This is a genomic window from Stenotrophomonas sp. 93052_Sma (assembly GCF_056481145.1).
In genome coordinates this window covers 1,617,667-1,640,727 of record NZ_CM151134.1, presented here as the reverse complement: position 1 = coordinate 1,640,727, position 23,061 = coordinate 1,617,667, and the positions used below count along the sequence as shown (strand labels likewise).

Sequence of the window (23,061 nt, the reverse complement as noted above, 5' to 3'; positions counted from 1 at the left end):
TACAACGGGAATGCGGCCGGCGGCGCATGAATGCAAGCGCCGCCGCGCCACTCAGTTCGGTCGCAGCTTGTCCAGGCGGTCGGTCAGCGCCACCCAGAATGCGGCAGGCAGCTCGGCGCGCAGCGGGACCGCGTAGTGCCAGTCATTGCCGAACGCGCGGCATTTCACCGCGTCCTTTTCAGTCATCAGCACCGGCAGCTGGCTGCCAAAGGACAGGTCCTGCGACTGATAGGCCTGATGGTCAGCGAAGGCGTGCGGCACGACACCGATGCCACGCGCGCGCAGCATGTCGAAGAAGCGCTGCGGGTGGGCGATGCCGGCCACGGCGTGCACACGCTGGCCCTTGAAATACGACAGCGGACGGGCACGGCCACCGGCCAGCGGTTGTGCGCTGTCGATGTGCAGGGCCATCGGCCACTGGCCGAAGCCGCAGGCCTGTGCTGCAGTCTCCTCATCGGCCTGGCCGAGGTTGACCACGCGGAAATCGCACTCGCTGGCGCGGCTGACCGGCTCACGCAGTGGCCCGGCCGGAATCATCCGGCCATTGCCGTAGCGGCGCTGCGCATCGACCACCTCGATCTCGATGTCGCGTGCCAGCCGGTAGTGCTGCAGGCCGTCGTCGCAGACGATCACGTCGCAGCCGGCCTCGATCAGCGCCTTGCCGGCTGCAACACGATCACTGTCCACGCGCACCGGCACGCCGGTCTTCCAGGCAATCAGCACCGGCTCGTCGCCACCCTTGGCGGTCGGCGTATCGGCCTTTACCCACAGCGGCTTGTCGGCATCTTCGCGGCCGTAGCCACGACTGGCCACGCCCGGCTTCCAACCGGCGGCACGCAGGCGCTCCACCAGCGCGATGGTCAGCGGCGTCTTGCCGGTTCCACCGGCGGTGATGTTGCCAACCACGATGACCGGCACCGGCAGCGTGTAGCGCTTGCGCCAGCCACGCCGATAGGCGCGCCGGCGCAGCGCGGTGACGCCCGCATACAGCGGCGCCAGCAGGCGCATCGCCCACGGAACCGGGGTGCCGTCGTACCAGTACGGCGGGGTCTGGGTACCCTTGCCGGCCATCAGTCCTGCCTTTCGCGGAACTGCATGCTGTGCAGATGCTGGTACAGGCCACCCATGGTGAGCAGCTCTCTGTGGGTACCGCGCTCGACGATGCGACCGTGGTCCATCACCAGCACCTGGTCTGCATGCTCGATGGTCGACAGGCGATGCGCGATGACCAGCGTGGTGCGCTCGGGCATCAATCGCTGCAGCGCGTCCTGCACCAGGCGCTCCGACTCGTTGTCCAGCGCTGCGGTGGCTTCATCGAGGATCAGGATCGGCGCGTCGCGCAGGATCGCACGGGCGATCGCCAGGCGCTGGCGCTGGCCACCAGACAGCAGCGCGCCGTTCTCGCCCACCGGGGTCTGCAGCTGCTGCGGCATGCGTGCGATGAACTCCCAGGCATTCGCGGCTTCAGCTGCCGCTCGGATCTGTTCATCCGTCGCGTCCATGCCATAGGCGATGTTGGCGCCGATGGTGTCGTCGAACAACATGACCTTCTGCCCGACCATCGCCACCTGGCGACGCAGGTCGGCCAGCGGATAGTCGTCCAGTGCCACCCCGTCGAGGGTGATGCGCCCGCCGCTGGGTTCGTAGAAGCGCGGCACCAGCCGGATCAGGCTGGTCTTGCCGCTGCCGGATCGACCAACGATGGCGGTGACCGTACCCGGCTTGGCCACGAAGCTGATGTCGTCCAGGGCGATGCCACTGTCTTCGCGGTAACGCAGCATGACGTGCTCGAAGGCCAGTTCGCCACGCACGCGCTGCACCGTGTTGCGGCCTTCGTCGCGCTCGACCGGCATGTCGAGGATGTCAAACAGGCGCTCGGCGGCGGACACACCGCGGGAGATCGAGGACTGCACGCTGGTCAGGCGGCGCAGCGACGGGATGATCGCCGTCATCGAGATCATCAGGCCCATGAACTGGCCGGCATTGAGGCGCCCTGCCAGTGCTTCACGGGTCGACACCCAGACGATCACCGCCAGCGCCAGCGCGGCCAGGAACTGGACCACGCTGGAGGCACCGGCACGGGTGATTTCCACCTTCATGTTCAGCGCCAGCATGCGGTTGGCCAGGCGCGAGTAGCGCGACATCTCATGCTGCTGGGTGCCGTGCACCTTCACTTCCTGCTGGGCCGCCAGTGACTGCTCGGCGGTCTGCGCCATCGTGCCCATGCCGTCCTGGATACCGCGGCTGATGCGCCGGTAGCGCTTGCCCACGTAAGACACGATCACGCCGATCATCGGCACCACCACCAGCATGGCCACGGTCACCTTGACACTCATCTGCAGCATCACCGCCAGCATGGCGATGATGGTCAGGGTGTCGGCAACCACGGTCTTGAGCGCATCGGCGCTGGCCTGGGTGACCTGCTCGGTATCGAAGTTGAGGCGGCTGACCATCACCGGCGTCGATTCGGTATCGAAATGCGAGGACGGCAGGTGCAGGTACTTGGCCAGCACCTGTTCACGCAGGTCGCGCACCACGCTGCGACCGGTCTTGGCCAGCGCGTAGTCGCTCACCCAGGTGGCGGCGCTGCGCATCAGGAACAGGCCAAGGATGGTCAGCGGCAGGATCACCGCCATTTTCGGTTCGGGATTGACGAAGCCACGGTTGACCAGCGGCTCCATCAGCTTGGTGAAGTGGTAGCCGGCTACCGACTCCACCGCCATGGCGATGACGGCGGCGACCATCATGCCCCAGTAGGCACGGGTGTATCCCAGCAGACGTTTGTAGATCGGCCACACCGGCGCGTGTTTGGAACTCATGGACGCACCTCGGGTGCTGTTGCAATGGCAATACGGCGGAAGCCGAGCTGACCCAGCGCATCCTGCGCAGTCACCACGGCCTGATAGGGCGTGCGGGCATCGGCACGCAACAGCACCGGCTGGGTACGGTCGCTGCCGGCAACGGCCGCGATGGTCTGCTTGACCGACTCGACGTCGCTGCGCAGCACTTCCTGGTCATTGATGAAGTAGCGGCCTTCGGCGTTGATCAGCACGCTCAACGAGCGCGGCGGCTCATTGCTGGGCTGCTGGCTGGCCGTAGGCAGCTCCACCTGGAGTGTCGAGCGCGCATCGAAGGTGGTGGTGACCACGAAGAAGATGATCAGCACCAGGATGACGTCGATCAGCGGCACCAGGTCGATATGCGGCTCATCCTGGGATCGGTCGTTGCCGATACGCATCGATCAGGCCTTCGCCGTGGCCGCGCCGGCCGGGCGCGTGGCAGCGGCAGGGTTCATCACGCCGGGGCGGCCATCCAGCGTATCCAGCAGCGCGCTGGCTTCCTGCTCCATCTCTACCACATAACCGTGGATGCGGCCCTTGAAGTAGCGGTGGAACATCAGTGCTGGAATGGCGACGATCATGCCGGTGGCGGTGCACACCAGCGCCTTGCCGATACCACCGGCCAGCTGGTTCACATCACCCACACCATGGTCGAGGATGCCCAGGAACATCTGGATCATGCCGATCACCGTGCCCAGCAGGCCCAGCAGCGGCCCGGCCGATGCGATGGTGCCCAGCGCGTTGAGGAAACGCTCCATGCGGTGCACCAGGTGGCGGCCGGTGTCTTCGATGCGCTCGCGGATCTGGTCACGCGGACGGTTGCGTGCTTCCAGCGCGGCGGCCAGCAGCGCGCCCAGCGGCGAGTTCGCCCGCAGGGTCTGCAGGTGGGCCGGGTCGAGCTTGCCGCGTGCCGCCCAGTTGCGCACTTCCTGGCCGAGGCCGGGCGGCAGCACTTCAGTACGTCGCAGGGACCAGAAACGCTCCAGGATGATCGCCAAAGCCAGTACGCCCAACAGCAGCAGCGGCACCATCGGCCAGCCACCGGCCTTGACCAGTTCCCACACGTTTCAACCCTCCGGCCCAACGGCCGCTTGTTCGATCGGCGATAGGATAGCAGCCGACCGCGCCCGCCCAGCGGCATCCCACCACCGGGATGCGTGGATGCGCTGTTCACGCAGCTGCAGCCCTTGTGCGCCAAGCCATATGCGGATCGCCCCGGAATCGGCCGTGGCCAGCACCTCGGCCCCTTGCGCCTGCCAGCGCTGGACCACGTCCTGGCGGGGGTGCCCGAAGCGGTTGCGGTGCCCGGCCGAGACCACCGCCAGCCGTGGCGCCACGGCGGCCACCCACGGCGCGCTGGAGCTGCCGCCACTGCCATGGTGCGGCACCAGCACCACATCCGCCTTCAGCGCTGCCGGGTATGCCTTCAGCAGCGCCTGCTCGGCCGGGCGGCCGATATCGCCAGGCAGCAGGACCACGCCGTGACGGCTGGCGACGCGCAGCACGCAGCTGTCTTCATTCTCGGCCTGGCGGCTGCCCGGCGCCGGGTGCAGGACCTGGAAATCAACCCCGTCCCACTGCCAGCGCATCCCCTGCTGGCAGGGCGTGGCGCCAGCGATGGTGCTGCCCGGTGGCGCCAGCAGCTGCAGCCCGGGCAGCTGCCTTCGCAGGCTCGGCAGGCTGCCGGTGTGATCAAGATGGTCATGGCTGAGCATCGCCTGCTGGGGCGGCCCCTGTCCGAGCGCGCAGGGCCGGGACCAGAATGCGTTCGTTGCCGTCGCCGCCGGTCGGCGGCCCCACGTCGTACCAGAGTGCGTGCCGCGCCGTTCGCACCAGCACCGCGGTGCCCTGCCCTACGTCGTGCACCAGCAGCTCCAGTTCGCCTTCAGCCGGTGCATGCCGGGCGGGCCACAGCAGCGGCAGGCACAGCAGCAGGCCTGCCAAGGTATCGCCAGCGCCACGTGGCAGCAGCCACCAGAACACCCCCGCCACTGCCGCCGGCACCGCCCAGCGCGGCGCCTCAGCCAACCACCACATCGCCTGCGGGTGCAGCGCCAACGGCTGCAGGGCCTGCCAGCTGAGCTCGAACAGCCAGGCGGCGGCGCGCCATGCCCAGCGCCCGGCGCCATCATGCAACGCGTGCAGGCCGGTACCCAGCAGCGACAACGGCACCACCAGCAGGGTCCACCACGGAATGATCGGCAGATTGACCAGCGGCCCCAAGCGCGCGGTGCCGCCGAACAGGGCCACGCACAGCGGCAACAGGCCGAGGCTGGCCACGCCCTGGGCGGCCAGAAAGCCGCGCAGGCCCCCACCGACGCCGTCCGGCCCGGTTCGTGGAAGGCACCACAGCAGCCACAGCACTCCCCCAAAGCTGAGCCAGAAGCCGGCCGACAGCACCGACAGCGGCGCCGGCAGCAGCATCACCATCGCGGCCAGGGCCAGCCCCTGCCCCGCACCCACCGGACGACGTCCGGCACGGGCCAGTGCCACCAACCCGATCATCAGCGCCGCACGCACCGTTGGCAGCGCGCCGCCGGCGGCCACGGCATAGGCAGCTGCGGCCAGCGCCGCGCCCCATGCCGCTGCCTGCGGCCGTGGCCAGTACCGTCCCAGCACTGGGCACAGCCACCACGACACGCGGCACAGCAGCACGCCGAAACCCGCCACCACGCCCACGTGAAACCCGGAAATGGCGACCAGATGGGTCAGGCCCAGCGCGCGCAGGTGTTCCCAGTCGGCATCGGACAGGCCGCGGGTGTCGCCCAGGGCCAAGGCCTGCACGAATCGCGCGGCAGGATGTGCCACCTGCGTGGCGATGGCATCACTGCTGCGCTCGCGCCAGGCCGGCAGGCCCTGCGCAGGCGCGCTCACGCGCAGCGCCGGGGTCGCGCACCGTGCCATTGCCGGAAATACCGCGCAGCAATGCATGGCGTTCGCCGTCGAAGCCGCCAGGATTGATCCGCGAGCGTGGCGCGCACGCGCAACGACAACTGCCAATGTGATCCCGCACGAACCGCATGGCGCCCGCCCTCCGCCTGGTGCGCTGGCGATCCGCGCCACGGGTCGTTCCAGGTGACCTGCAGGCGCTTGCCACGCAGCACTGGCGGCGCATCGGCGTCATCCACGTGCAGCACGAAACGTGTGTAGCCGGCCCCTCTCTGTGGAAGATCGGCCACCCGCCCCCGCACCTGTACATCCTGCGGCGGCGCACCGGGTGGAAGCTGGCCGTGCAGGGCCCACTGCCCGTGCACTGTTGCCCATGCCAGGCCGAGCAGGACTGCAGCCCACGCGCGGCCGCGCCAGCGCAGCAGCCAGCCCGCGACGCCGGCAACGGCCATCGGCGCGCTCAGCCACAACGGCAGCAGTGCCGGCATCTGCACGCAGGCCAGCGCGCCCAGCACCAGGCCGGCGGCGCAGCCGGGGCCAAACAGTGCCGGAGCGGAACGTTCGGGAACCATTCCAGCAGCCTGCCGAGGGACGTAGCAGGTTGCCTATCGGGGATTTCCCCGCGTGGCTGTCAGCGCCGGACGCTACCGCGATGGAAGTTGACCCGGAAGCTGGCACCACCGCCAGCCGCCTCACCGACACTGACCGAACCGCCGTGATGCTGCACGATTTCCTTCACCAGATGCAGGCCCAGGCCACTGCCGCTACCCGCTGCGCGCAGACGATGGAACGGCTCGAAGATCGCTTCACGGTCGCCCACCGGAATGCCGGCGCCCTGGTCGCTGACCTCCAGCAGGCCACGTGCATCCAGGCGCACGCAAATGGTGCCGCGTCCGCCGCCGTGGACGATGGCGTTGTGCACCAGATTAGCGATCACCCGCCCCAGCGCCAGGCTGTCGCCATGGATCCACACTGGCATCTCGGGCGCATCCACTTCGAAGCCGTAACCGGCCCCCACCACCAGCGGCGCCAGATCGGCGGCCGCTTCGCGCACCAGCAACGCCAGATCCAGCCGCTGCAGTGCGCCGACATTACGATCAAGTCGCTGCAGGTCAAGCAGGTGCTCGGCAACGTTACCGAGCCGCGCAACGTCGGTCAGCAGCTGCGACTTCAGCTCGCCCTGCGGCAACTGCGACAGGCGCGCCTGCACCACTGCAATCGGCACCCGCAGTTCGTGCGCGGCATCAGCGAGGAACTTGTCACGCGCGGCATACCCCTGCTGCACCTTGTCGATCGCGTCGTTGAAGGCTTCCACCAGCGGTGCGACCTCGGTCGACACCAGCTGCGCATCCAGACGCGCCCCCGGCTGGCCGATATCCAGCTCCTTGGCCTGTTGTGCGGAGCGGCGCACGCCGCGCATCGCGCGGTGGATCACGGTCGGCATGACCAGCAGCGTGATCACGATCAGCGGCAGGAAAAACCACAGCCCGATCAGGCGCAGCACCATCAGCGCACCGTCCAGCAACCCGCCCTTCGGCGCCCCACCCACCATCACCGTGATGCGCCGCCCGTCCTCCTTGCGGATCATGACCCGCGCCACGTCCAGGTAAGGCGGCACCAGCGAGCCGAGTTCGGTGGCACCCAGCGTCGGCAGGCGCGCGAGCAGCGGGGCGTGGATCGCCGGAATCGTGCCGCGCTCCAGCCAGACACCCTTGTCGTCGACCGCCGCGAACCAGAGGTTGCCCCCGGCTTCGGCGTCGAGCTTGTTCCAGCGCGCCTGGTCCAGCACCAACCGCCCGCCTTCACTGTGCACGGCCTTGGCCACGGCTTCAGCCATGAACATGTCCATGCCCCAGGTGTCCTTGTCGCCCCAGGTCAGGATCAGCGCAACAACTGCGAACAGCACGGTGAAGGCCTGCGCCAGGAACAACCGCCAGGCCAACCCCAGCGTGATGGAACGGATCGGACGTGTCGGACGCGCCATCTCAGGCCTCCGCCAGCAGGTAGCCGACGCCCCGGATCACGTGGATTTCAACGCCCGCCCCGGCCTGCTGAAGCGCCTTGCGCAGCTTGGAAATGTGCGCATCGAGCGCATTGGACTGGATCTCATCGTCGAAGCCGTACACCGCGGCCTCCAGTGCCGTGCGGGTGACCGTGCGCCCCTGGCGCATCGCCAGTGCCTGCAGTACCAGCACCTGGCGCCGCGGCAGCGCCAGCGGTTGGCCCTCCACCTGTGCCTGCAGCGATTCGAAGTCGAATTCCAGCCGGCCCAGATGCAGGCTCGGTGTCACCATGGCAGAGGGCCGCCGCGAGACAGCACGGATCCGCGCCATCAGCTCCTCGATCGCCACCGGCTTCACCAGGTAGTCGTCGGCACCGACATCCAGGCCCTCGACCTTGTCCGACAACCTGCCCTTGGCCGTCAGCATGATCACCGCCAAGTTCGGGCGCAGCGCGCGTGCGGTGGCGACGAAAGCCACGCCATCGCCATCGGGCAGCTGACGGTCCAGCAGCATCAGCTGATGCACCGGCTCGCGCAGCGCAACCGCGGCTTCGGACAGGCTGCCGACCACGTCGGCGACCACGCCCTGCCGCTCCAGGCCCGACTGCAGGGCTCGGGACAGATCGGGATCGTCTTCGACCAGGAGAATGCGCATCAGGGGCTCGGCTACCGGAAACGGTGCCGATCATAGTGCCTGGCGCCAGGTTTGGGCGTCTTCGTGTGCCAGTTGCGAAGGCGCAATGTTCTGACAATGTTGTACCCGCACCATGCACAGCCATCCCCCGCAAAGTGGTTGATCGATGCCGTCGCTGTCCCCGACCCTGCTGCGCCCGTTGCTGTTCTCCGCTGCCATCGGCCTGCCGTTGATCACCCACGCCGCCGACCGGAACCCGGGCGTGCAGGCCGGTATCAGTGCCGGCGCGACCTCGGGGGCGTACGCCCACTACGACGTCAAGCCGCTGGTCGTACCGTCCATTGCCTGGCAGGGCGAGCGCTTCTTCGCCAGCCCGGGCTCGCTGGGCATGTACCTGTACAAGCGCGAGGGCCTGCGCCTGTCGGCGGCAGTCACGCCCTACACGCTGCGCTTCAAGACCGACGACGTGAACGATCCGCAGCTGCGTCGCCTGCACAGCCGGCAGATGTCGGCCATGGCCGGCATCAACGGTGAGTACAGCGCCGACTGGGGCATCGTCGAGGCCAGCGTGATGCGCGAGGTCACCGGGCACGGAGGTGGCATGGAGTCGCGCCTGCACTACAGCTATCCGATCCAGGCCGGTCGCTTCACCTGGGTGCCCAAGGTCGGCGTAGTGCACTCCAGTGCGCGCCTGCTCGACTACTACTACGGCATCACCGACGAAGAAGCGCTGCGCTCGGGACTTGCCGCCTACAACCCGGGCAGCGCGACATCACCGAGCCTGCAGATCGCAGTCAGCACGCCCTTGGGCACGAAGTGGCGCGCGACCGGCGTCGTCGCCAACCAGTGGTTCGGCGATGCAGTAAAGGACAGCCCGATGGCCCGTCGCGGTACGCAGACGTCGGCCTTCGTTTCCCTGATGCGCTCGTTCTGATCGAGCGCCCGCAACGGACAAGGACCCCCCCATGGCCTCCGTCTCCCCTGCTGCTGAAGCGCACGCGATCCTGCGTGCCCCCGACTTGGACAGCGCCGAGCGCGTCTACCTGGGGCTGCTGCCCGACCTGGAACACGTGAACGCGCTGACGCGCCGCGCACTGGGCCTTTCGCGTGCTGCCGATGCGGCACGCGGCTACGCGTTGTCGATGACGCTGGTGGGATTGCGCCTGCAGGAACTGGAGATGGGCGAAGCGACCGCAAAGGAACATCGCCAGGCCACGCTGCGCAGCCTGCGCCAGGCCTTCAGCGCCTGAGCGCAGGCCTGCGACGCCGCCGCTGCCGCAGGCAGCGGGAAGACTCAGCGGAACGTGGTCCACGCCAGCACTGCCGCCAGCAGGGCCACCCAGATCACCGCCTTGAAGGTACCCTCCAGCATGTTGCCGCCGAACAGCAGTTCGATGATGGGATTGGGCCGGGAAACCGGAACGTGATCACTCATGCGGCAGCTCCTTGCAGTGACGGCGCGATTGCGCGGTAGACCGGAGTCTACGCCTGCACGGCCCGGATTCATCGCCCCCCGGCCGTCTTTGGCGGTTCAATTCCGGCCTTCGTCGCAGGCCGGCTGCAGCACCCCACATGTCATGCCAGCCTGCGTGCACTTTCCCGCTGGAGCACCGTGCCATGCCGATGCTTGCCCTGATGCTGCTGCTCTCCAGCCTGTTCGGCGCTGGCAACGGGCCCACTGAAGAGGCCCTTCGCAGCCAGATCCTGCTTGCCGAAACCCAGCAGCCGGACGTCGTACGACAGGATTGCGGTTCGCCCTCCCTGCTGCTTTACCGGCTGCGCCAGGACCGGGTCCTGAGGCTGGCCAACCAGCCCCTGCAACACGAACCCGGCGTTGCCCAGCCCACGCGTGGTGCGACGGTTCGCGTCGCCCAGCTCTGGGAGCGCGTGGACGGTCACTGGAAGCTGCAGCGGATGATCAGCGTCGAAGACCTGGTCGTGCAACGCTGACCATGTGGAACCGTGATCGATGCCTGAAACGAGAAAAGCCGGCACAAGGCCGGCTTCCGTCGTGATCCACCGCTGCACCGGCAATGCCGGGAGCCAGGTGGTGGGCGGTACAGGGTTCGAACCTGTGACCCCTACCATGTCAAGGTAGTGCTCTACCGCTGAGCTAACCGCCCATCTTGTTCTTGCCGCCCGAAAGCTGGCCTTGCTACGTAAAAACCCGGCGCCAAGGCCGGGCTTTGCAGTTCACGACAGCCCCCTTCCAGAGACTTCGTGGTGGGCGGTACAGGGTTCGAACCTGTGACCCCTACCATGTCAAGGTAGTGCTCTACCGCTGAGCTAACCGCCCGTTTTTGCTTCTGAACGTCCGCGATTGCGTCGGTGCAGGCCGCGTATATTACGGATGCCGGCCGTGAAGCGCAACACTTTTGTGAAGAAGATGCTGCACTGCCGCGTTCAGCCCAGACTCGCTTCCTTCAGCTGCCGGATCTGGTCACGTACGCGCGCGGCATCCTCGAATTCCAGGTCCTTGGCGTGCTGGTACATCTGCTGCTCCAGCGCCTTGAGACGGGACGCCAGCTGGGCCGGGCTGAGCGATCGATAGTCACTCCCCTCCTCGGCAACGCCGGGCCTGCCCTTGCCCTTGCCCTTCTTTGCTTCCTTCTCGGCCGCATCGGGCCGCGCCTTCCAGCACGTCGGTGATCGGACGCGCCACCGAGCGCGGCACGATGCCGTGCTGCTCGTTGTATTCGACCTGCTTGGCGCGACGGCGGTCGGTCTCGTCGATCGCCGCCTGCATCGAGCGGGTGATCTTGTCCGCATACAGGATCGCCTTGCCACGCACGTTGCGGGCGGCACGGCCGATGGTCTGGATCAGCGAGCCGGTCGAGCGCAGGAAGCCCTCCTTATCGGCATCCAGGATCGCCACCAGAGACACCTCGGGCATGTCCAGACCCTCGCGCAGCAGGTTGATGCCCACCAGCACATCGAACTTGCCCAGGCGCAGGTCGCGGATGATCTCCACGCGCTCGACCGTGTCCACGTCCGAGTGCAGGTAACGCACGCGGATGCCGTGCTCGGTCAGGTATTCGGTGAGATTTTCGGCCATGCGCTTGGTCAGCGTCGTGACCAGCACCCGGTCACCGGCCTTGATGCGCGCGTTGGCCTCGCTCATCAGGTCGTCAACCTGGGTGCCGACCGGGCGGATCTCCACCACCGGGTCGATCAGCCCGGTGGGGCGTACGACCAGTTCGGTGATCTCGTCACCGGCCTCGCGGTACTCATAGGGGCCTGGCGTGGCCGACACATAGATGCTGCGCGGGCAGCGCTCTTCCCACTCCTCGAAGCGCAGCGGCCGGTTGTCCAGCGCCGAGGGCAGCCGGAACCCGAACTCGACCAGCGTCTCCTTGCGCGAACGGTCGCCCTTGAACATGGCACCGATCTGCGGAATGGTCACGTGCGATTCGTCGATCACCAGCAGCGCGTCGGCTGGCAGGTAGTCGAACAACGTCGGCGGCGGTTCGCCGGCGTTCTTGCCGGTCAGGTGCCGGGAGTAGTTCTCGATGCCGTTGCAGTAGCCGACCTCGGCCATCATTTCCAGATCGAACTGGGTACGCTGCGCCAGGCGCTGCGCCTCCACCAGCTTGTTCTGCGCGTACAGCTGCTCCAGGCGCTCCTTCAGCTCGACCTTGATCGTCTCGATCGCCGCCAGCACACGCTCGCGCGTGGTGGCGTAATGGGTCTTCGGGTAGACCGTGAAGCGCTGCATGTTGCGCAGCGTCTCGCCGGTGAGCGGATCGAACAACGTGATCTTCTCGACCTCGCCATCAAACAGCTCCAGGCGCAGCGCCTCGCTGTCCGACTCGGCCGGGAACACGTCGATGACTTCACCACGCACGCGGAAGGTACCGCGCTGCAGCTCGTATTCGTTGCGCGTGTACTGCAGCTGGGTGAGGTGGTTGATCAGGTCGCGCTGGTCGATGCGCTCGCCCTTGGACAGGATCAGGCGCAGCGACAGGTAGTCTTCCGGCGCGCCCAGGCCATAGATCGCGGACACCGTCGCCACCACGATCGCGTCCGGGCGCGACAGCAGGGTCTTGGTCGCCGCCAGCCGCATCTGCTCGATGTGCTCGTTGATCGAACTGTCCTTCTCGATGAAGGTGTCCGACGATGGCACGTAGGCTTCCGGTTGGTAGTAGTCGTAGTAGCTGACGAAGTACTCCACCGCGTTGTGCGGGAAGAACGCCTTGAACTCGCCATACAGCTGCGCCGCCAGCGTCTTGTTCGGCGCCATGATCAGCGTCGGCTTCTGCACGTTCTGGATGACGTTGGCGATGGTGTAGGTCTTGCCCGAGCCGGTCACGCCCAGCAGCGTCTGCTTGGCGATGCCCGCTTCGAAGTTGCTGGTCAGCTTCGCGATGGCATCAGGCTGGTCGCCCGCCGGCGAATACGGCGAGACGAGTTCAAAACGGTCGCTCATGGTGGTGCCAGTTCCCGGGAGTGGTGAGTATACGGGGCATGGAGTGACGGCCCGCTGAGGGGTTTCCGGGCAGGTGAGCGCGGCGTTGGCTGATGGTGAATGCCCCGGCGTACGTCGAGGCTGGAGGCATGTCCCATCGTCTTCGCCCTGCCCGGCTCCACCGCGGGCTCCATCTGATCGAGCTGCTGATCGCCGTCATGGTGCTGTCGGTCCTGCTGGCGTTGGCCTGGGGCCCTTGGCAACGCACGCTGCGGCACTTCCAGGCGGAAGCGCTGCGCGCCGAACTGGTCGCCAGCCTGTCGATGGCGCGCAGCGCCGCCATCACCGAACACCGCCGCGTGACGGTCTGCGGATCGTCGGACGGCATGATGTGTGACCAGGCATGGAGCCAGGGCTGGCGGGTGCAGGCCGAACCGGCCAACAGCGCGACCGCCGCCGCAAGGGAACTGCGCGTGCACAGGACACGCCAGCGTCATGTCGACCTGCGCACCAGCGATCATCGGCCCGACGTGCGGTTCCGGCCCGACGGCCGCAATGCCGGTACCAACCAGTCCATCGTGTTGTGCGTGGATGGACAGGAGCACAGCCGCGTCATCATCAGCGTCCCCGGACGGGTCAGGAGCCAGCGCCCGCGCAGGTCCACCCCCTGCTGAAACCTGCAATGCCATCGTGGAAACGAAAAAAGCCGCGGTTTCTCGCGGCTTTTTCGAATCTGGCGCCCGAAGTTGGACTCGAACCAACGACCCCCTGATTAACAGTCAAGTGCTCTAACCGGCTGAGCTATTCGGGCGGGGTGCGCATTTTAGCCAGCATTTGCAGGGGAGTGCAAGCCCTTTTTCCACGTGCGATGCCCAACCGTTACCAGCACTCCGCATTGGTCTTCTTGTCCGGCGTCTTGCGTCCGGCCTGATCCAGTGTCAGCGTGCCGCACACATCCTTGTCCTGGCCGGTTTCCGGCACCGCCTGCAGCGTGTAGGTGCTGGCCGTGGCCTTGCCGTTCAGGGACAGCGTGTAGCGCTTGTTGCCCTGTCGCGGTGACTGGTTGAACGGCAGCGAGAAACCGTCATAGCTGTTCTGCACCGTATGGTAGCGCTCGAGCAACTGTGCGATCTCGACCAGATCGGCCTTGGCCAGGGCCCGGTTCGTCTTCAGCACGTGCCGCTGATAGGACGGCAGGGCCACGGCCGCCAGGACGGCGATCACCGCCACGGTGATCATCAGCTCGATCAGGGTGAAACCAGCTGCAAAACGATGGGTTGAGGATGCGTGCATGGGCGATCTCATGTTCATGGTCATCAGCGGATCTGGCGCCAGGACTGGCGACCGCAGGCCCGCTGGCCGTATGCAGTATCCGCGCCCGGAGTGTTCAGCGCCACGATGCACCGGTCAATCGAACCATCGACCGAGCACTTCGGGTCGCTGGGATCGCAGCCCTTCAATGTCGTACTGTTGACGTTTGTGCCGAGTACGGGCGCCCCGGAAGCAACGTCACCACCACGGGTCAGCGCGCCGGCACCACAGTTCGCGCCGCACAGAGCATTGCCACCAACCTCATCGGTAAGGCCCCCCATCGCCGGCTGTCCTGTCAGCATGTTCAGTCGGTAGCGCCAGTTGACACCACCGCCCGTACCGCAGACCGCCTGCCCGGGCACGTAGGTTGTGAACATCACATTGCCGCCCTGCAGGGTCGGATAGCCGAAGAAGCGCTCACCTTCCACGCCTGTGCCGACCACCAGGTCCACATACCAGCCTCGCTTGGACGCGTAGTCCACGGCGTAGCCGGAGATGTCACGGAAGCCGGTTCCGTTGGCACTGATGGTTTGTCCGACCAGCACGTCGCGGCCGCTGATCGCACTGGAAAGATCGTCCCATATGCCGTACAGCGTCTGCACCGGCGAATTGCGGGTGACCGCGTTGTCGTCGGCAGTGAAGTAGCGGCCGGTACCAAAGAACAGGCTGACGCCACCGCCCGGGCCGGCCGACACTTCGATCGATCCGGTGATCGGCTGCGCGACGGCGCTGCGAACAGCGGTGAACAATGGTGTTCCACTGAGCGAGACATTCCAAGCGGCGGGATCGCCACCGGTCAGATCGAAGCGCCAGATGTTGCCCTGCATGTCACCACCATACACCGTGTCGGCCAGTCCACTGCTGTTGTGCAATGCCACGGCGGTGACGTGATTGAGGCCGTTGGCAATCGCGTACTTGGTGCCGGTCGGATAAAGCCGCTTGAGCACCTGGCCGTTCTGGATGTCGACCACGTACAGCACTGGCCGACCGGTACTGGAATTGACTCCATTGCCGAACAGGGCGACAAATCGCGGCGGGCCGTCCGGATCAGTGCCAGCGACAGGCACCACGACTGGTTTGCCGAAGGCAAAACCCATGTCCGATTCGGTCTTGCCGGATATCTCCCACAACACCTTGCTGGTATCGAAGCTGGTGGGCGTGCCGATATCAAGACCGAACACCGAACCATTGCCGACCGAGGTCGCCGAAGGGCCGCGCGAGGCACCACCGCCGCCGGTCGAACCAACCAGCACGGTATGCCATGCATCACCGTAGTAGACGTCAGACGAAGTTAGCCCGCCATCCACATAGTAGCGATGCCCATACGTGGGGTTGGCCAGTTCAGCCATGTGCTGCAGCGATGCCGACGGAATGAAGGCGAACTGCTCACTGCCAGCTGCCGTACCCGTACTGGCGTTGAAGCCATGTAGCATTCCGTCATTGGCGCCGACATAGACCATCGAAGGCATGCCTCCTGAGCCCGTCTTCGCGGTCAGATACGCGCGATAACGCGTACCCAGGGTGGTCTTCCAGCCCACTCCACCCTGCGCCTGCCACGCGGTGTAGCCGTAATCGTCCTTATTGGAGACGATCTCGACACCTGAGTTGACGATGTCACCGAGCAGTACGCTGCGGGGACGGAAACCGCTGACCGGGGACCCGCGCAGGTAGCTGACCAGGTCGGCCACTGTGTGCGAGCCGAACCAGTTGGGGATGGTGTTGAGCCCCAGGTTGCCCAGCTTCTCGGCGCGATCCCTCCCCGGCACGTTGTCAGCGGTGAAATCGGCTGCCGCAGCGGCCACCAACTGGTTGGATTTGTTCACGTAGGTCGGTGCGGTCGACATCACGATCGTCCGCCCGGAGGCGCTCATCTTGCTTGACGCGCGCCACAGCTCCGCGCCGATGCCACCCGTTGCGGTGACCTGACTTGCAATGAGGTCACCTGTCCAATCATTGGAGCCCGATGGCACGGTGTAGTGCGCGGCGACAGTGAAGGATCCCGCGTTCACTCGCGCGCCGGTCGCGCTGCCGCCCACCGGCGCCTCGCCTGCAGCAGCACTGTCGAAGATTGATTCCAGTGCCGACTTGAGCTTGGCCGGATTACGCGCCAGGAAATAATTGTCCGGCACGCCAGGCACCTTGCTGTCCCACTTCTTGCCAGCAGGCACGCCGTACTTGGCGGCGTACCACAACGGGCTTTCCAACTGATTGGCCTGGCCACTCCCCAGGCGGTAACGCAAGACAATGGCACCTGTCCATTCTGCCGGCGGAGCGGAACTGGTCGTCAGTACCGAACCGTTCTTATCGCCAGGCCGCAGCACCAGTCGCTGCACGTTGTCGGACGCATTCGAACCCACGATCGTGTAACCGGTCAGCATCGCGTTGCCGGCATAGGCGGAAAGATTCTCAATGCGGACCAGCACCTCATCGCTGCCCACGGTATTGCGTACGGCATTGTTGCTGCACTCTGCACTGCTGGAACGCCAGCAGATGTTGCGGAAGTTGGTGTTGTCGCCGTCGCTGCAGGTAGCGCCCACGCAGTAGCTGAGCATGGAGACCACGTCGTTGTCGTGGTCATTGCCCCACAACGAGTCCTCCCATACCAGCGAGAAACTGCCAGCCTTGCCGTCTGCACGGTAAGTACGTCCGTAGACGAAATTCGGCGAGACCGTCGACTGTTTGGTGCCGATGCCGACAGAACCGAGGAAGCAACTGCGCCAGCCATTGCTGGTGATTTTTGCCGAACCGGTGTTGTTGGCCTGGCACAGTGGGGCCAGGGTGATCTTGCCGTTGCCCACCGGAATCTCAAACTTGGGCAGGCTCTCAGCCATCGCCACGGTATAGGTGGTCGCCGTGAGCTTGTAGGTATCCGGCTTGTCCTGCACACGCGGACGCAGATCCGTCTCGGCAGCGGCCTTGGCCAGGCCGGCCATCAGGTAGCTGCCTTCCGTGGACGGGACATCCGGACAGATGCCGCGCACCAGCGACAGGCCCGTAACCTTGGCCGCACGGCAGATATCCTCGTGGGTATTGATCGAAGCATAGCGCTCGGTCAGGCCAACACGACCGGCCATGTAACTGCCGCCAGTGATGCCCTCAAGATTGCCGATCGCATCCGTTGCCGACGTCGCAGTCGCCAGGCCATTAATCGACCCGATGTTGTCGCTATCGAACGACGGCAGGCCTGAGGACATCACCAGGATGTTACAGGTGGCGCAGTATGAATTGCCGCCATCGTTCGGGGAACGGTAAGGGTCCTTCCAGGCAACCGAATTGGGCAGACCGCTCAGGTCTCCGGACGCACTGTAGATGCCCTTGGTTTCACCCTTGATGTAGCGCACAGCTTCGGCATACATCTCAGCCAGAGGATTGCCCCACGCACTGCATTTCTTCGAAGCATTGCCCGGATCGGTCAGATTGCCTCTGTCACCGAAGCCCTGTCGGTTGAGGATGCTGTAGTCGTTACAGTCATTCCAGTTATTGCTCCAGTTCCACTGGTCGATACGGAAGTTGGAGATGGTGTTGATGATGCCTTCCGCACCACCGGACAAGCTGTTGCAGAACTGACCGTTGGACAGGTTGATTTCGTCGCCGGCCGCACAGAAGCCGGTGCCGTTACCTGCGATCTTTCCGATGTTCCGCCGCACTACGCCACCATCGCGCGGATTGACATAGGTGCCCGTGACCAGACCGAAGCGAAGACGGCCGCTTTCGCCATACGACTGCAGCAGGCCAGCCGGTTTCAGGTAGTCCCTGGTGCCATCGTTGTACTTGCGGCAGAACGCCTCCGGGAAAGCTCCGCTGCCACTGGCGCAGACCTCAACCCGGACATTGAAGTTGGTGGCAGAGCCAGGTGAATCGGCCTTGCCTTCATCGCTTCGGCCAGTGATGCACTGGCGGCTGGCGGTGGCCGCCCACTCACCCCAGTTGCCCGACGCAGCGCGCATCAGCGGTGCACCACCGGATTCGATGGTAGCGTTGCAGAAGGACATGGTGGTCTTGTACGGGGTGAAACTGTTGATATCGCTACCGCTGTAAACCTTCACCCACGCGTGCAGATCATTGGGGATCTGCGCGCTCCAGCACGGTGCTGGCGGCGCTGTCGGTGATGCGATGACCGCCGTACAGCACGTAGCGCATCACGTCCAGGCGGCTCATCGTTGCCCAGTTCAGGAAATTGCCGGACCAGTTTCCACCGCAGCTGTGCTTCCAGGTGCCGCTGGCCTGTGCACTGGCCTTGAACTGGCCGCTGGCATAGGTGTAGCAGAGGTTGGAATCGAAGTAGCCGGAGTAATCGAACTTGTCCTGGTAAGTGGTGTCGAGGGTGCCATCCTCGTCCAGGTCGCTGTAATCGCTGTAAGCCTTGTTGAACAGCTGCTCGTCGCGCGACATCACCATCATCATCAGCGGTGGCTGGGTCTTCTTGCTATACAGCGGCTCCTGCGCGATGTCGTAGTCACCGAGCGCAGCAAACAGCGGGTAGACCAACGCACCCACGCCAGCCAGCACGGCAACAGCAGCGCCCGCGCGCAGCCAGGGAGTCGAGACGATGCGGGAGAAGCGGCGCGAAGTGTTCATGGAATGAAGATCGTGTCGATGACAGCGCTGGAAGAAGGATTGGCCGGATCATCACTGGCCAGGACGGTGATCTGGTAGATGTTCTCGGTCTCTTCGTTCTTGCGGCGCCCGAGCCCCAAAGGTCCGACCGGCACGCATTTATCCAGACGACGGGTGTTGATCGCCGTTGCCGCGGTCTTGCCATCGGCCCAGGTTGCCGGATCGAACACCGGGCTGCACTCCTCCTGGTTGGCCTCGAAGATCTTGCCGCTGTTGATGGCGGCCTGGATCGCCGCTTCCTGCACACGCACATCGGATTCGGCGTTCTGGAAGGCCTGATTGGAGCGCAGGTAGTTGGCCGCCATGCGCTCCTGCATGCTGGTGACCTGCATGCCTGCAATACCGATCAGCGCCAGCAGGATCAACATGATCAAGGCGACGTACAGCACGGCTCCGTGCTGGTGGCGGGACGATGCGAACGAAGGAATGCGTCGACGAGGATGCATGGTGGCCTCAGTTGCCAAAGAGGCGGTTGCGAAGGGCGATGGTGGTTTGATAGACGGCGCGCATGCGGCCGTCCGTGGGTGCGGTGTACGTCACACCCATCGACGTCAGAACGGCCTTCTGGTCAGCCTGAGGGGCCGCCGACGGGTCGGGACTCACCATCACCAGCCCCATCTGCACCGCCCCCACGCGACGCCAAGCGTTGGCGGCAGGATTGGCCGACGCCTCCACTGTTTCCGCGGTGCCTTGACGATCGATGAAACCGGTCGGATACACGCTGGTCAGTCCGCGATCCTGGCCATACAACAGCTGCATGTTCTCCACACCCTCGACCAGCGCCTCCGGCGCGCCAGCAACCAGTGCGCCGTTGGGGACCGCACTGAAGCGGACACGATACAACGAGGAGCGGGCGCTAGCCGCATCGTAGCCGACGTAGTAGAGCGCACTCTCGGCACGGTGCAGCATTGCCTGGCCAGCAGTGACCGGCCGGGTGAAGTTGCCGGTGTTGTTCGGCGCGGCTCCGAAGGTGATGGTGCCAGCAGCTTTGTCCACAGCGGCGCCTGGAAGATGGTGGCGCTCGCACAGTCGGCTGCACCGTACAGGCCCGGATCAGAGAGGCCGCTCTGCAGTACGGCCAGCCGCGCCTTGTCGAAGCTGAAGACCGGCTGCCCGGTGGTGCCTGCGCTGGCGGTGACCGGCACGCCATCCGGCATCAGGTAGCGCAACGCAACGATGTCGCTGCCATTGACACGATTGGTCATCGCCGCCGCGAATTCAGCGGGGAGTGCCGGTTTGTAGTCTGTACCCCCGGTTGCTGGTGTGGCGGTCAAGGTCAGCGCGTCACCCGGCGCAGTCGCAGTAGCCTCGTAGCCTTGGATGGATGTCTGGAAGTCCAGTGCCGGATGCGGTGCGGCGGCGAACGTGGTGAACAGAGAGGCGTTGTCGGGCGAGTTCCGCGCCTGATCGTTGACACAACCAAAATGTCCGGCCATGCGCAGTTCGCGTTGCAACATATCCATCGCGAAACGGCTGTTTTCCTGTACCCGCGCCAGCCCGTCGGACAACTGGTAGGCCGCACGTGACGCGGCAAACACCTGGACCACACCAAGCATGACGATCACGCCGATGGTCAGCGCGATCATCAGTTCGACCATGGACAAGCCGGCCATGTACCGGCCAGAAGACGGTGCGCGCATCAGAGGCCACTCCTGGCAGTGAACGTGGTGTCGCCAGCATCCGCATTCCAGCGCTCATCCCCCCAGCTCACACTGACCGAGTACTGGTTGCCGTTGCGCGCCACCTTGCCGGTAGCTCCCTCCCCGAGCGCCTTGCCGAGACGACAGCGCCAATCCAGGGTGAAGGCATCCCTGCTGATATCCTTGCCGGTAGGAGGAACGCAGTTCTTGGCCGCCGTCGTTGCTGTGTAGTCACCGACGTAAGCCGGAGCCATTGATCTGTTCACCCGCAGCTGATCCAGCATCTCGTAGGTCAGATTGGTCGCCTGGGTACGGTAGTTGGCACTCTGGACGAAGCGTACGTTCATGGTCTGCATCAGCGCGAAACCGAGCAGGCCAACGCCAAGCACGAGAATGGCGATCAGCACTTCGATCAGGCTGAAGCCCCCTTGCACGCCGCGCGGGGAACGGGATCGGGACGGCCTCACTTGCAATCCTCCTTCAACAGCCGGACCTGTCCGGTCGGCGAAATGCGCAACGTTCGTTGCAGCGGTTGCTTGCCGCAGGTGTCCGGGCGCAGGGTCAGGTCCAGCGATGCATTCGCCCGGTTGCGACCACGTGGGTCAAAACCCACGGACAGATCCGGCGTCCCAATCGTGGTCAGTCCGGGTCGGCCGGCGCTGTAGCGGAGCACGGTCTCCCCAGCGCTCAGCGCACCATCCCCATTGGTGTCCGCCCAGACCAGCCAGCCGTCGGCCCAGCTTTTGCCATCACATGTACTGCCCGCAGACGACGCACAGACACCCGCACCACGACGATTCTTCACCGCCTCGCTGCGAGCCAATGCCAGTGAAGCGATCAACTCGTTGCTCGCGGTAGCGATGCGATTGGATCGCAGGGTGCTCTGGAAACTGGGAAAAGCGATCGTGGCGAGCACGGCCAGGACCATGATCGTGACCATCAACTCAACCAGCGTAAAGCCGTTTTGCCGGCGCAAAGACATTGGACGCTCCCCAGCGTGTTGATGGCCACGATGGGCCATCGCCCTGCCACCGGCAAGCGGCGGCAGGATGAACGGTCATTCCGGGGCGACGGGCGTCAACGCCTTGACGGCCCGCCCTCCCCTGCCTGTCCCGGCGCGATCCCCATCGCGCCGGCGCAGGCTCAGGCCAGCACCTGGTAGCAGGGCTGGTATTCGCCGGAGATCTTCATCCGGCGCTGTTCGACGAAGGCGCGCAGCAGCGCGTCCAGGGCCTGCATCATGTCCGGATCACCATGGATCTGGAACGGCCCGAACTGCTCGATGCGGCGCATGCCGTCTTCCTTCACGTTGCCGGCAACGATGCCCGAGAACGCCCGGCGCAGGTCGGCCGCCAGCGCGTGCGGCGCGCCCGTGGTGCAGGTCCAGCGCGGCCATGGCCTCGTGGGTCGGCACGAACGGCTGTTGGTACTCCCACGGAATCTCGATGGACCAGTTGAAGAAGAACGAGTCCTTCTGTGCCAGGCGGTGCTCACGCACGCGCTTGATGCCGTTGGCCATCTTCCTTGCCACCGCCACCGGGTCGCCGATGACGATCTCGTAGCGCTCGGCGGCTGCATCGCCCAGGGTCAGGCGGATGAAGCGATCGATCTGCTCGAAGTACGGCGCTGCCACCGTCGGGCCGGTCAGGATCAGCGGGAACGGCAGGTCCTTGTTTTCCTCGCGCAGCAGGATGCCGAGCAGGTACAGGATCTCCTCGGCGGTGCCGACGCCACCGGCGAACACGATGATGCCGTGGCCGATGCGGACGAAGGCCTCCAGGCGCTTCTCGATGTCCGGCATGATCACCAGGTGGTTGACGATCGGGTTCGGCGACTCGGCCGCGATGATGCCCGGCTCAGTCAGGCCGATGTAGCGCGTCACGGTGCGGCGCTGCTTGGCGTGGGCAATGGTGGCGCCCTTCATCGGGCCCTTCATCGCGCCTGGACCGCAGCCGGTGCAGATATCCAGGCCGCGCAGGCCCAGCTCGTAGCCCACCTGCTTGGTGTACAGGTATTCGTCGCGCGAGATCGAATGGCCACCCCAGCACACGACCAGGTTCGGGTCGCCCGGGTTGAGGATGCGCGCATTGCGCAGCAGGCCGAACACCGCGTTGGTGATGCCCTCGGACGACTCCAGCTCGGCCGCGTAGGCCGGGCCCATCTCGATGGCCATGTAGGCCAGGTCACGCACCACGGCGAACAGCAGTTCGGCGACGCCGCGGATGATCTCGCCATCGACGAAGGCCATCGCCGGTGCATTGACCAGATCGATGCGCACGCCGCGATCCTGCTGCGCCACCTGGATGTCGAAATCAGGATACAGATCGCGCGCCGCGCGCGGATCGTCAGAGGCACTGCCGCTGGTCAGCACGGCCAGCGCGCAGCGGCGCAGCAGCTCGTGCATACCGCCGGCAGACGCATCGCGCAGGCGGGCCACTTCGGCCCGCGACAGCACATCCAGCCCACCGCGCGGGTAGATCCGCGCGTCCTGCACCGGCAATGCACGGGCTGATTTTTCGTTCGTGGTCATGTCCAATTTTTCGCTTCCTTCAAGGTTTCCGACTGTACTGCCGCCCCCTTAAAAAGCAAAACGGCCGGGAAGCCCGACCGTTGGATGTGTGCTTCCCGCGTTCGCCTTTCCGGGACCGCATCGGCGGCGTTGGCACCGCGCACATTTCCCGATGCTACGCCGATGCCAGGTGACCTGCAAGGGCTTTCGCATG

Annotated in this window: 19 protein-coding genes, 3 tRNA genes and 3 pseudogenes; 4 read left to right on the top strand and 21 right to left on the bottom strand. The window is 65.5% G+C overall.

What is annotated here, in order from left to right:
- Positions 1-51: 51 nt before the first annotated feature.
- From lpxK to ACZK2V_RS07645, 7 genes and pseudogenes are all read right to left on the bottom strand, one after another.
- Complete coding sequence (gene lpxK, locus ACZK2V_RS07675; RefSeq protein WP_189719753.1) at positions 52-1,071, bottom strand: tetraacyldisaccharide 4'-kinase; 1,020 nt, start codon at positions 1,069-1,071, stop codon at positions 52-54.
- Entirely contained in the window at positions 1,071-2,819 is a 1,749-nt protein-coding gene (gene msbA / locus ACZK2V_RS07670; RefSeq protein WP_049423229.1) for a lipid A export permease/ATP-binding protein MsbA, read from the bottom strand. The genes lpxK and msbA overlap by 1 nt, the downstream gene beginning before the upstream one ends.
- Entirely contained in the window at positions 2,816-3,238 is a 423-nt protein-coding gene (locus ACZK2V_RS07665; protein WP_032128903.1) for an ExbD/TolR family protein, read from the bottom strand. Before ACZK2V_RS07665 ends, msbA begins: the two co-directional genes overlap by 4 nt.
- 3 nt (positions 3,239-3,241) lie before the next feature.
- Positions 3,242-3,904 (bottom strand): MotA/TolQ/ExbB proton channel family protein, encoded by a 663-nt coding sequence (locus ACZK2V_RS07660; protein ID WP_019337175.1) that lies wholly within the window; start codon positions 3,902-3,904, stop codon positions 3,242-3,244.
- Between the two features lie 3 nt (positions 3,905-3,907).
- A pseudogene (locus ACZK2V_RS07655) lies at positions 3,908-6,301 on the bottom strand (DNA internalization-related competence protein ComEC/Rec2).
- Positions 6,302-6,360: 59 nt separating this feature from the next.
- Positions 6,361-7,713 carry a sensor histidine kinase gene (locus tag ACZK2V_RS07650; RefSeq protein WP_049462677.1) on the bottom strand — a complete coding sequence of 451 codons (1,353 nt, stop codon included), beginning with the start codon at positions 7,711-7,713 and terminating at the stop codon, positions 6,361-6,363.
- A 1-nt stretch (position 7,714) separates the two neighbouring features.
- Positions 7,715-8,386 carry a response regulator transcription factor gene (locus tag ACZK2V_RS07645; RefSeq protein WP_486323075.1) on the bottom strand — a complete coding sequence of 224 codons (672 nt, stop codon included), beginning with the start codon at positions 8,384-8,386 and terminating at the stop codon, positions 7,715-7,717.
- Positions 8,387-8,531: 145 nt separating this feature from the next.
- Here ACZK2V_RS07645 and ACZK2V_RS07640 point away from each other — a divergent pair, with 145 nt between their 5' ends.
- Together ACZK2V_RS07640 and ACZK2V_RS07635 are read left to right on the top strand one after the other, a co-directional pair.
- Positions 8,532-9,299 carry a MipA/OmpV family protein gene (locus ACZK2V_RS07640; protein WP_049412592.1) on the top strand — a complete coding sequence of 256 codons (768 nt, stop codon included), beginning with the start codon at positions 8,532-8,534 and terminating at the stop codon, positions 9,297-9,299.
- Between the two features lie 31 nt (positions 9,300-9,330).
- Positions 9,331-9,615, top strand: a complete 285-nt coding sequence (locus ACZK2V_RS07635; protein ID WP_032128898.1) for a hypothetical protein — start codon at positions 9,331-9,333, stop codon at positions 9,613-9,615.
- Between the two features lie 44 nt (positions 9,616-9,659).
- Here ACZK2V_RS07635 and ACZK2V_RS07630 read toward each other — a convergent pair whose 3' ends face one another.
- The gene (locus ACZK2V_RS07630) at positions 9,660-9,800 is read right to left on the bottom strand and encodes a hypothetical protein (protein WP_165929929.1); all 141 of its coding nucleotides are present in this window, start codon (positions 9,798-9,800) and stop codon (positions 9,660-9,662) included.
- A gap of 182 nt (positions 9,801-9,982) precedes the next feature.
- Between ACZK2V_RS07630 and ACZK2V_RS07625 the strand changes: the two genes are divergently transcribed.
- Positions 9,983-10,315 carry a hypothetical protein gene (locus ACZK2V_RS07625; protein ID WP_125893534.1) on the top strand — a complete coding sequence of 111 codons (333 nt, stop codon included), beginning with the start codon at positions 9,983-9,985 and terminating at the stop codon, positions 10,313-10,315.
- 98 nt (positions 10,316-10,413) lie between these two features.
- On the opposite strand, the gene ACZK2V_RS07620 is transcribed toward ACZK2V_RS07625, so the two are convergent.
- From ACZK2V_RS07620 to uvrB, 3 genes and pseudogenes are all read right to left on the bottom strand, one after another.
- Positions 10,414-10,488 (bottom strand) — tRNA-Val (locus ACZK2V_RS07620).
- A 98-nt stretch (positions 10,489-10,586) separates the two neighbouring features.
- Positions 10,587-10,661, bottom strand: a tRNA-Val gene (locus ACZK2V_RS07615).
- Between the two features lie 107 nt (positions 10,662-10,768).
- Positions 10,769-12,791, bottom strand: a pseudogene (uvrB, locus tag ACZK2V_RS07610) (excinuclease ABC subunit UvrB).
- Between the two features lie 92 nt (positions 12,792-12,883).
- On the opposite strand from uvrB, the gene ACZK2V_RS07605 reads away from it, so the two are divergent.
- Entirely contained in the window at positions 12,884-13,444 is a 561-nt protein-coding gene (locus tag ACZK2V_RS07605; RefSeq protein ID WP_486323074.1) for a GspH/FimT family pseudopilin, read from the top strand.
- Positions 13,445-13,504: 60 nt separating this feature from the next.
- On the opposite strand, the gene ACZK2V_RS07600 is transcribed toward ACZK2V_RS07605, so the two are convergent.
- The 10 genes and pseudogenes from ACZK2V_RS07600 to ppnN form a co-directional block, all read right to left on the bottom strand.
- A tRNA-Asn gene (locus tag ACZK2V_RS07600) sits at positions 13,505-13,581 on the bottom strand.
- 68 nt (positions 13,582-13,649) lie between these two features.
- Positions 13,650-14,063, bottom strand: a complete 414-nt coding sequence (locus ACZK2V_RS07595; protein ID WP_201118637.1) for a type IV pilin protein — start codon at positions 14,061-14,063, stop codon at positions 13,650-13,652.
- Positions 14,064-14,086: 23 nt separating this feature from the next.
- A complete protein-coding gene (locus ACZK2V_RS07590) occupies positions 14,087-18,127 on the bottom strand; it encodes a pilus assembly protein (RefSeq protein ID WP_486323073.1) in 4,041 nt (1,346 codons plus the stop codon).
- A 13-nt stretch (positions 18,128-18,140) separates the two neighbouring features.
- On the bottom strand, positions 18,141-18,659 hold the full coding sequence (locus tag ACZK2V_RS07585; RefSeq protein ID WP_486323072.1) for a hypothetical protein: 519 nt from the start codon (positions 18,657-18,659) through the stop codon (positions 18,141-18,143).
- The gene (locus tag ACZK2V_RS07580) at positions 18,656-19,087 is read right to left on the bottom strand and encodes a pilus assembly PilX family protein (RefSeq protein WP_486323071.1); all 432 of its coding nucleotides are present in this window, start codon (positions 19,085-19,087) and stop codon (positions 18,656-18,658) included. Before ACZK2V_RS07580 ends, ACZK2V_RS07585 begins: the two co-directional genes overlap by 4 nt.
- 64 nt (positions 19,088-19,151) lie before the next feature.
- Positions 19,152-19,541, bottom strand: a complete 390-nt coding sequence (locus ACZK2V_RS07575) for a PilW family protein (protein ID WP_486323070.1) — start codon at positions 19,539-19,541, stop codon at positions 19,152-19,154.
- The gene (locus ACZK2V_RS07570) at positions 19,424-20,338 is read right to left on the bottom strand and encodes a PilW family protein (RefSeq protein WP_486323069.1); all 915 of its coding nucleotides are present in this window, start codon (positions 20,336-20,338) and stop codon (positions 19,424-19,426) included. The genes ACZK2V_RS07575 and ACZK2V_RS07570 overlap by 118 nt, the downstream gene beginning before the upstream one ends.
- Entirely contained in the window at positions 20,338-20,805 is a 468-nt protein-coding gene (gene pilV, locus ACZK2V_RS07565; RefSeq protein ID WP_201118633.1) for a type IV pilus modification protein PilV, read from the bottom strand. The genes ACZK2V_RS07570 and pilV overlap by 1 nt, the downstream gene beginning before the upstream one ends.
- Entirely contained in the window at positions 20,802-21,320 is a 519-nt protein-coding gene (locus ACZK2V_RS07560; RefSeq protein ID WP_197617145.1) for a GspH/FimT family pseudopilin, read from the bottom strand. Before ACZK2V_RS07560 ends, pilV begins: the two co-directional genes overlap by 4 nt.
- Before the next feature lie 161 nt (positions 21,321-21,481).
- Positions 21,482-22,868, bottom strand: a pseudogene (gene ppnN, locus ACZK2V_RS07555) (nucleotide 5'-monophosphate nucleosidase PpnN).
- Between the last annotated feature and the right edge of the window lie 193 nt (positions 22,869-23,061).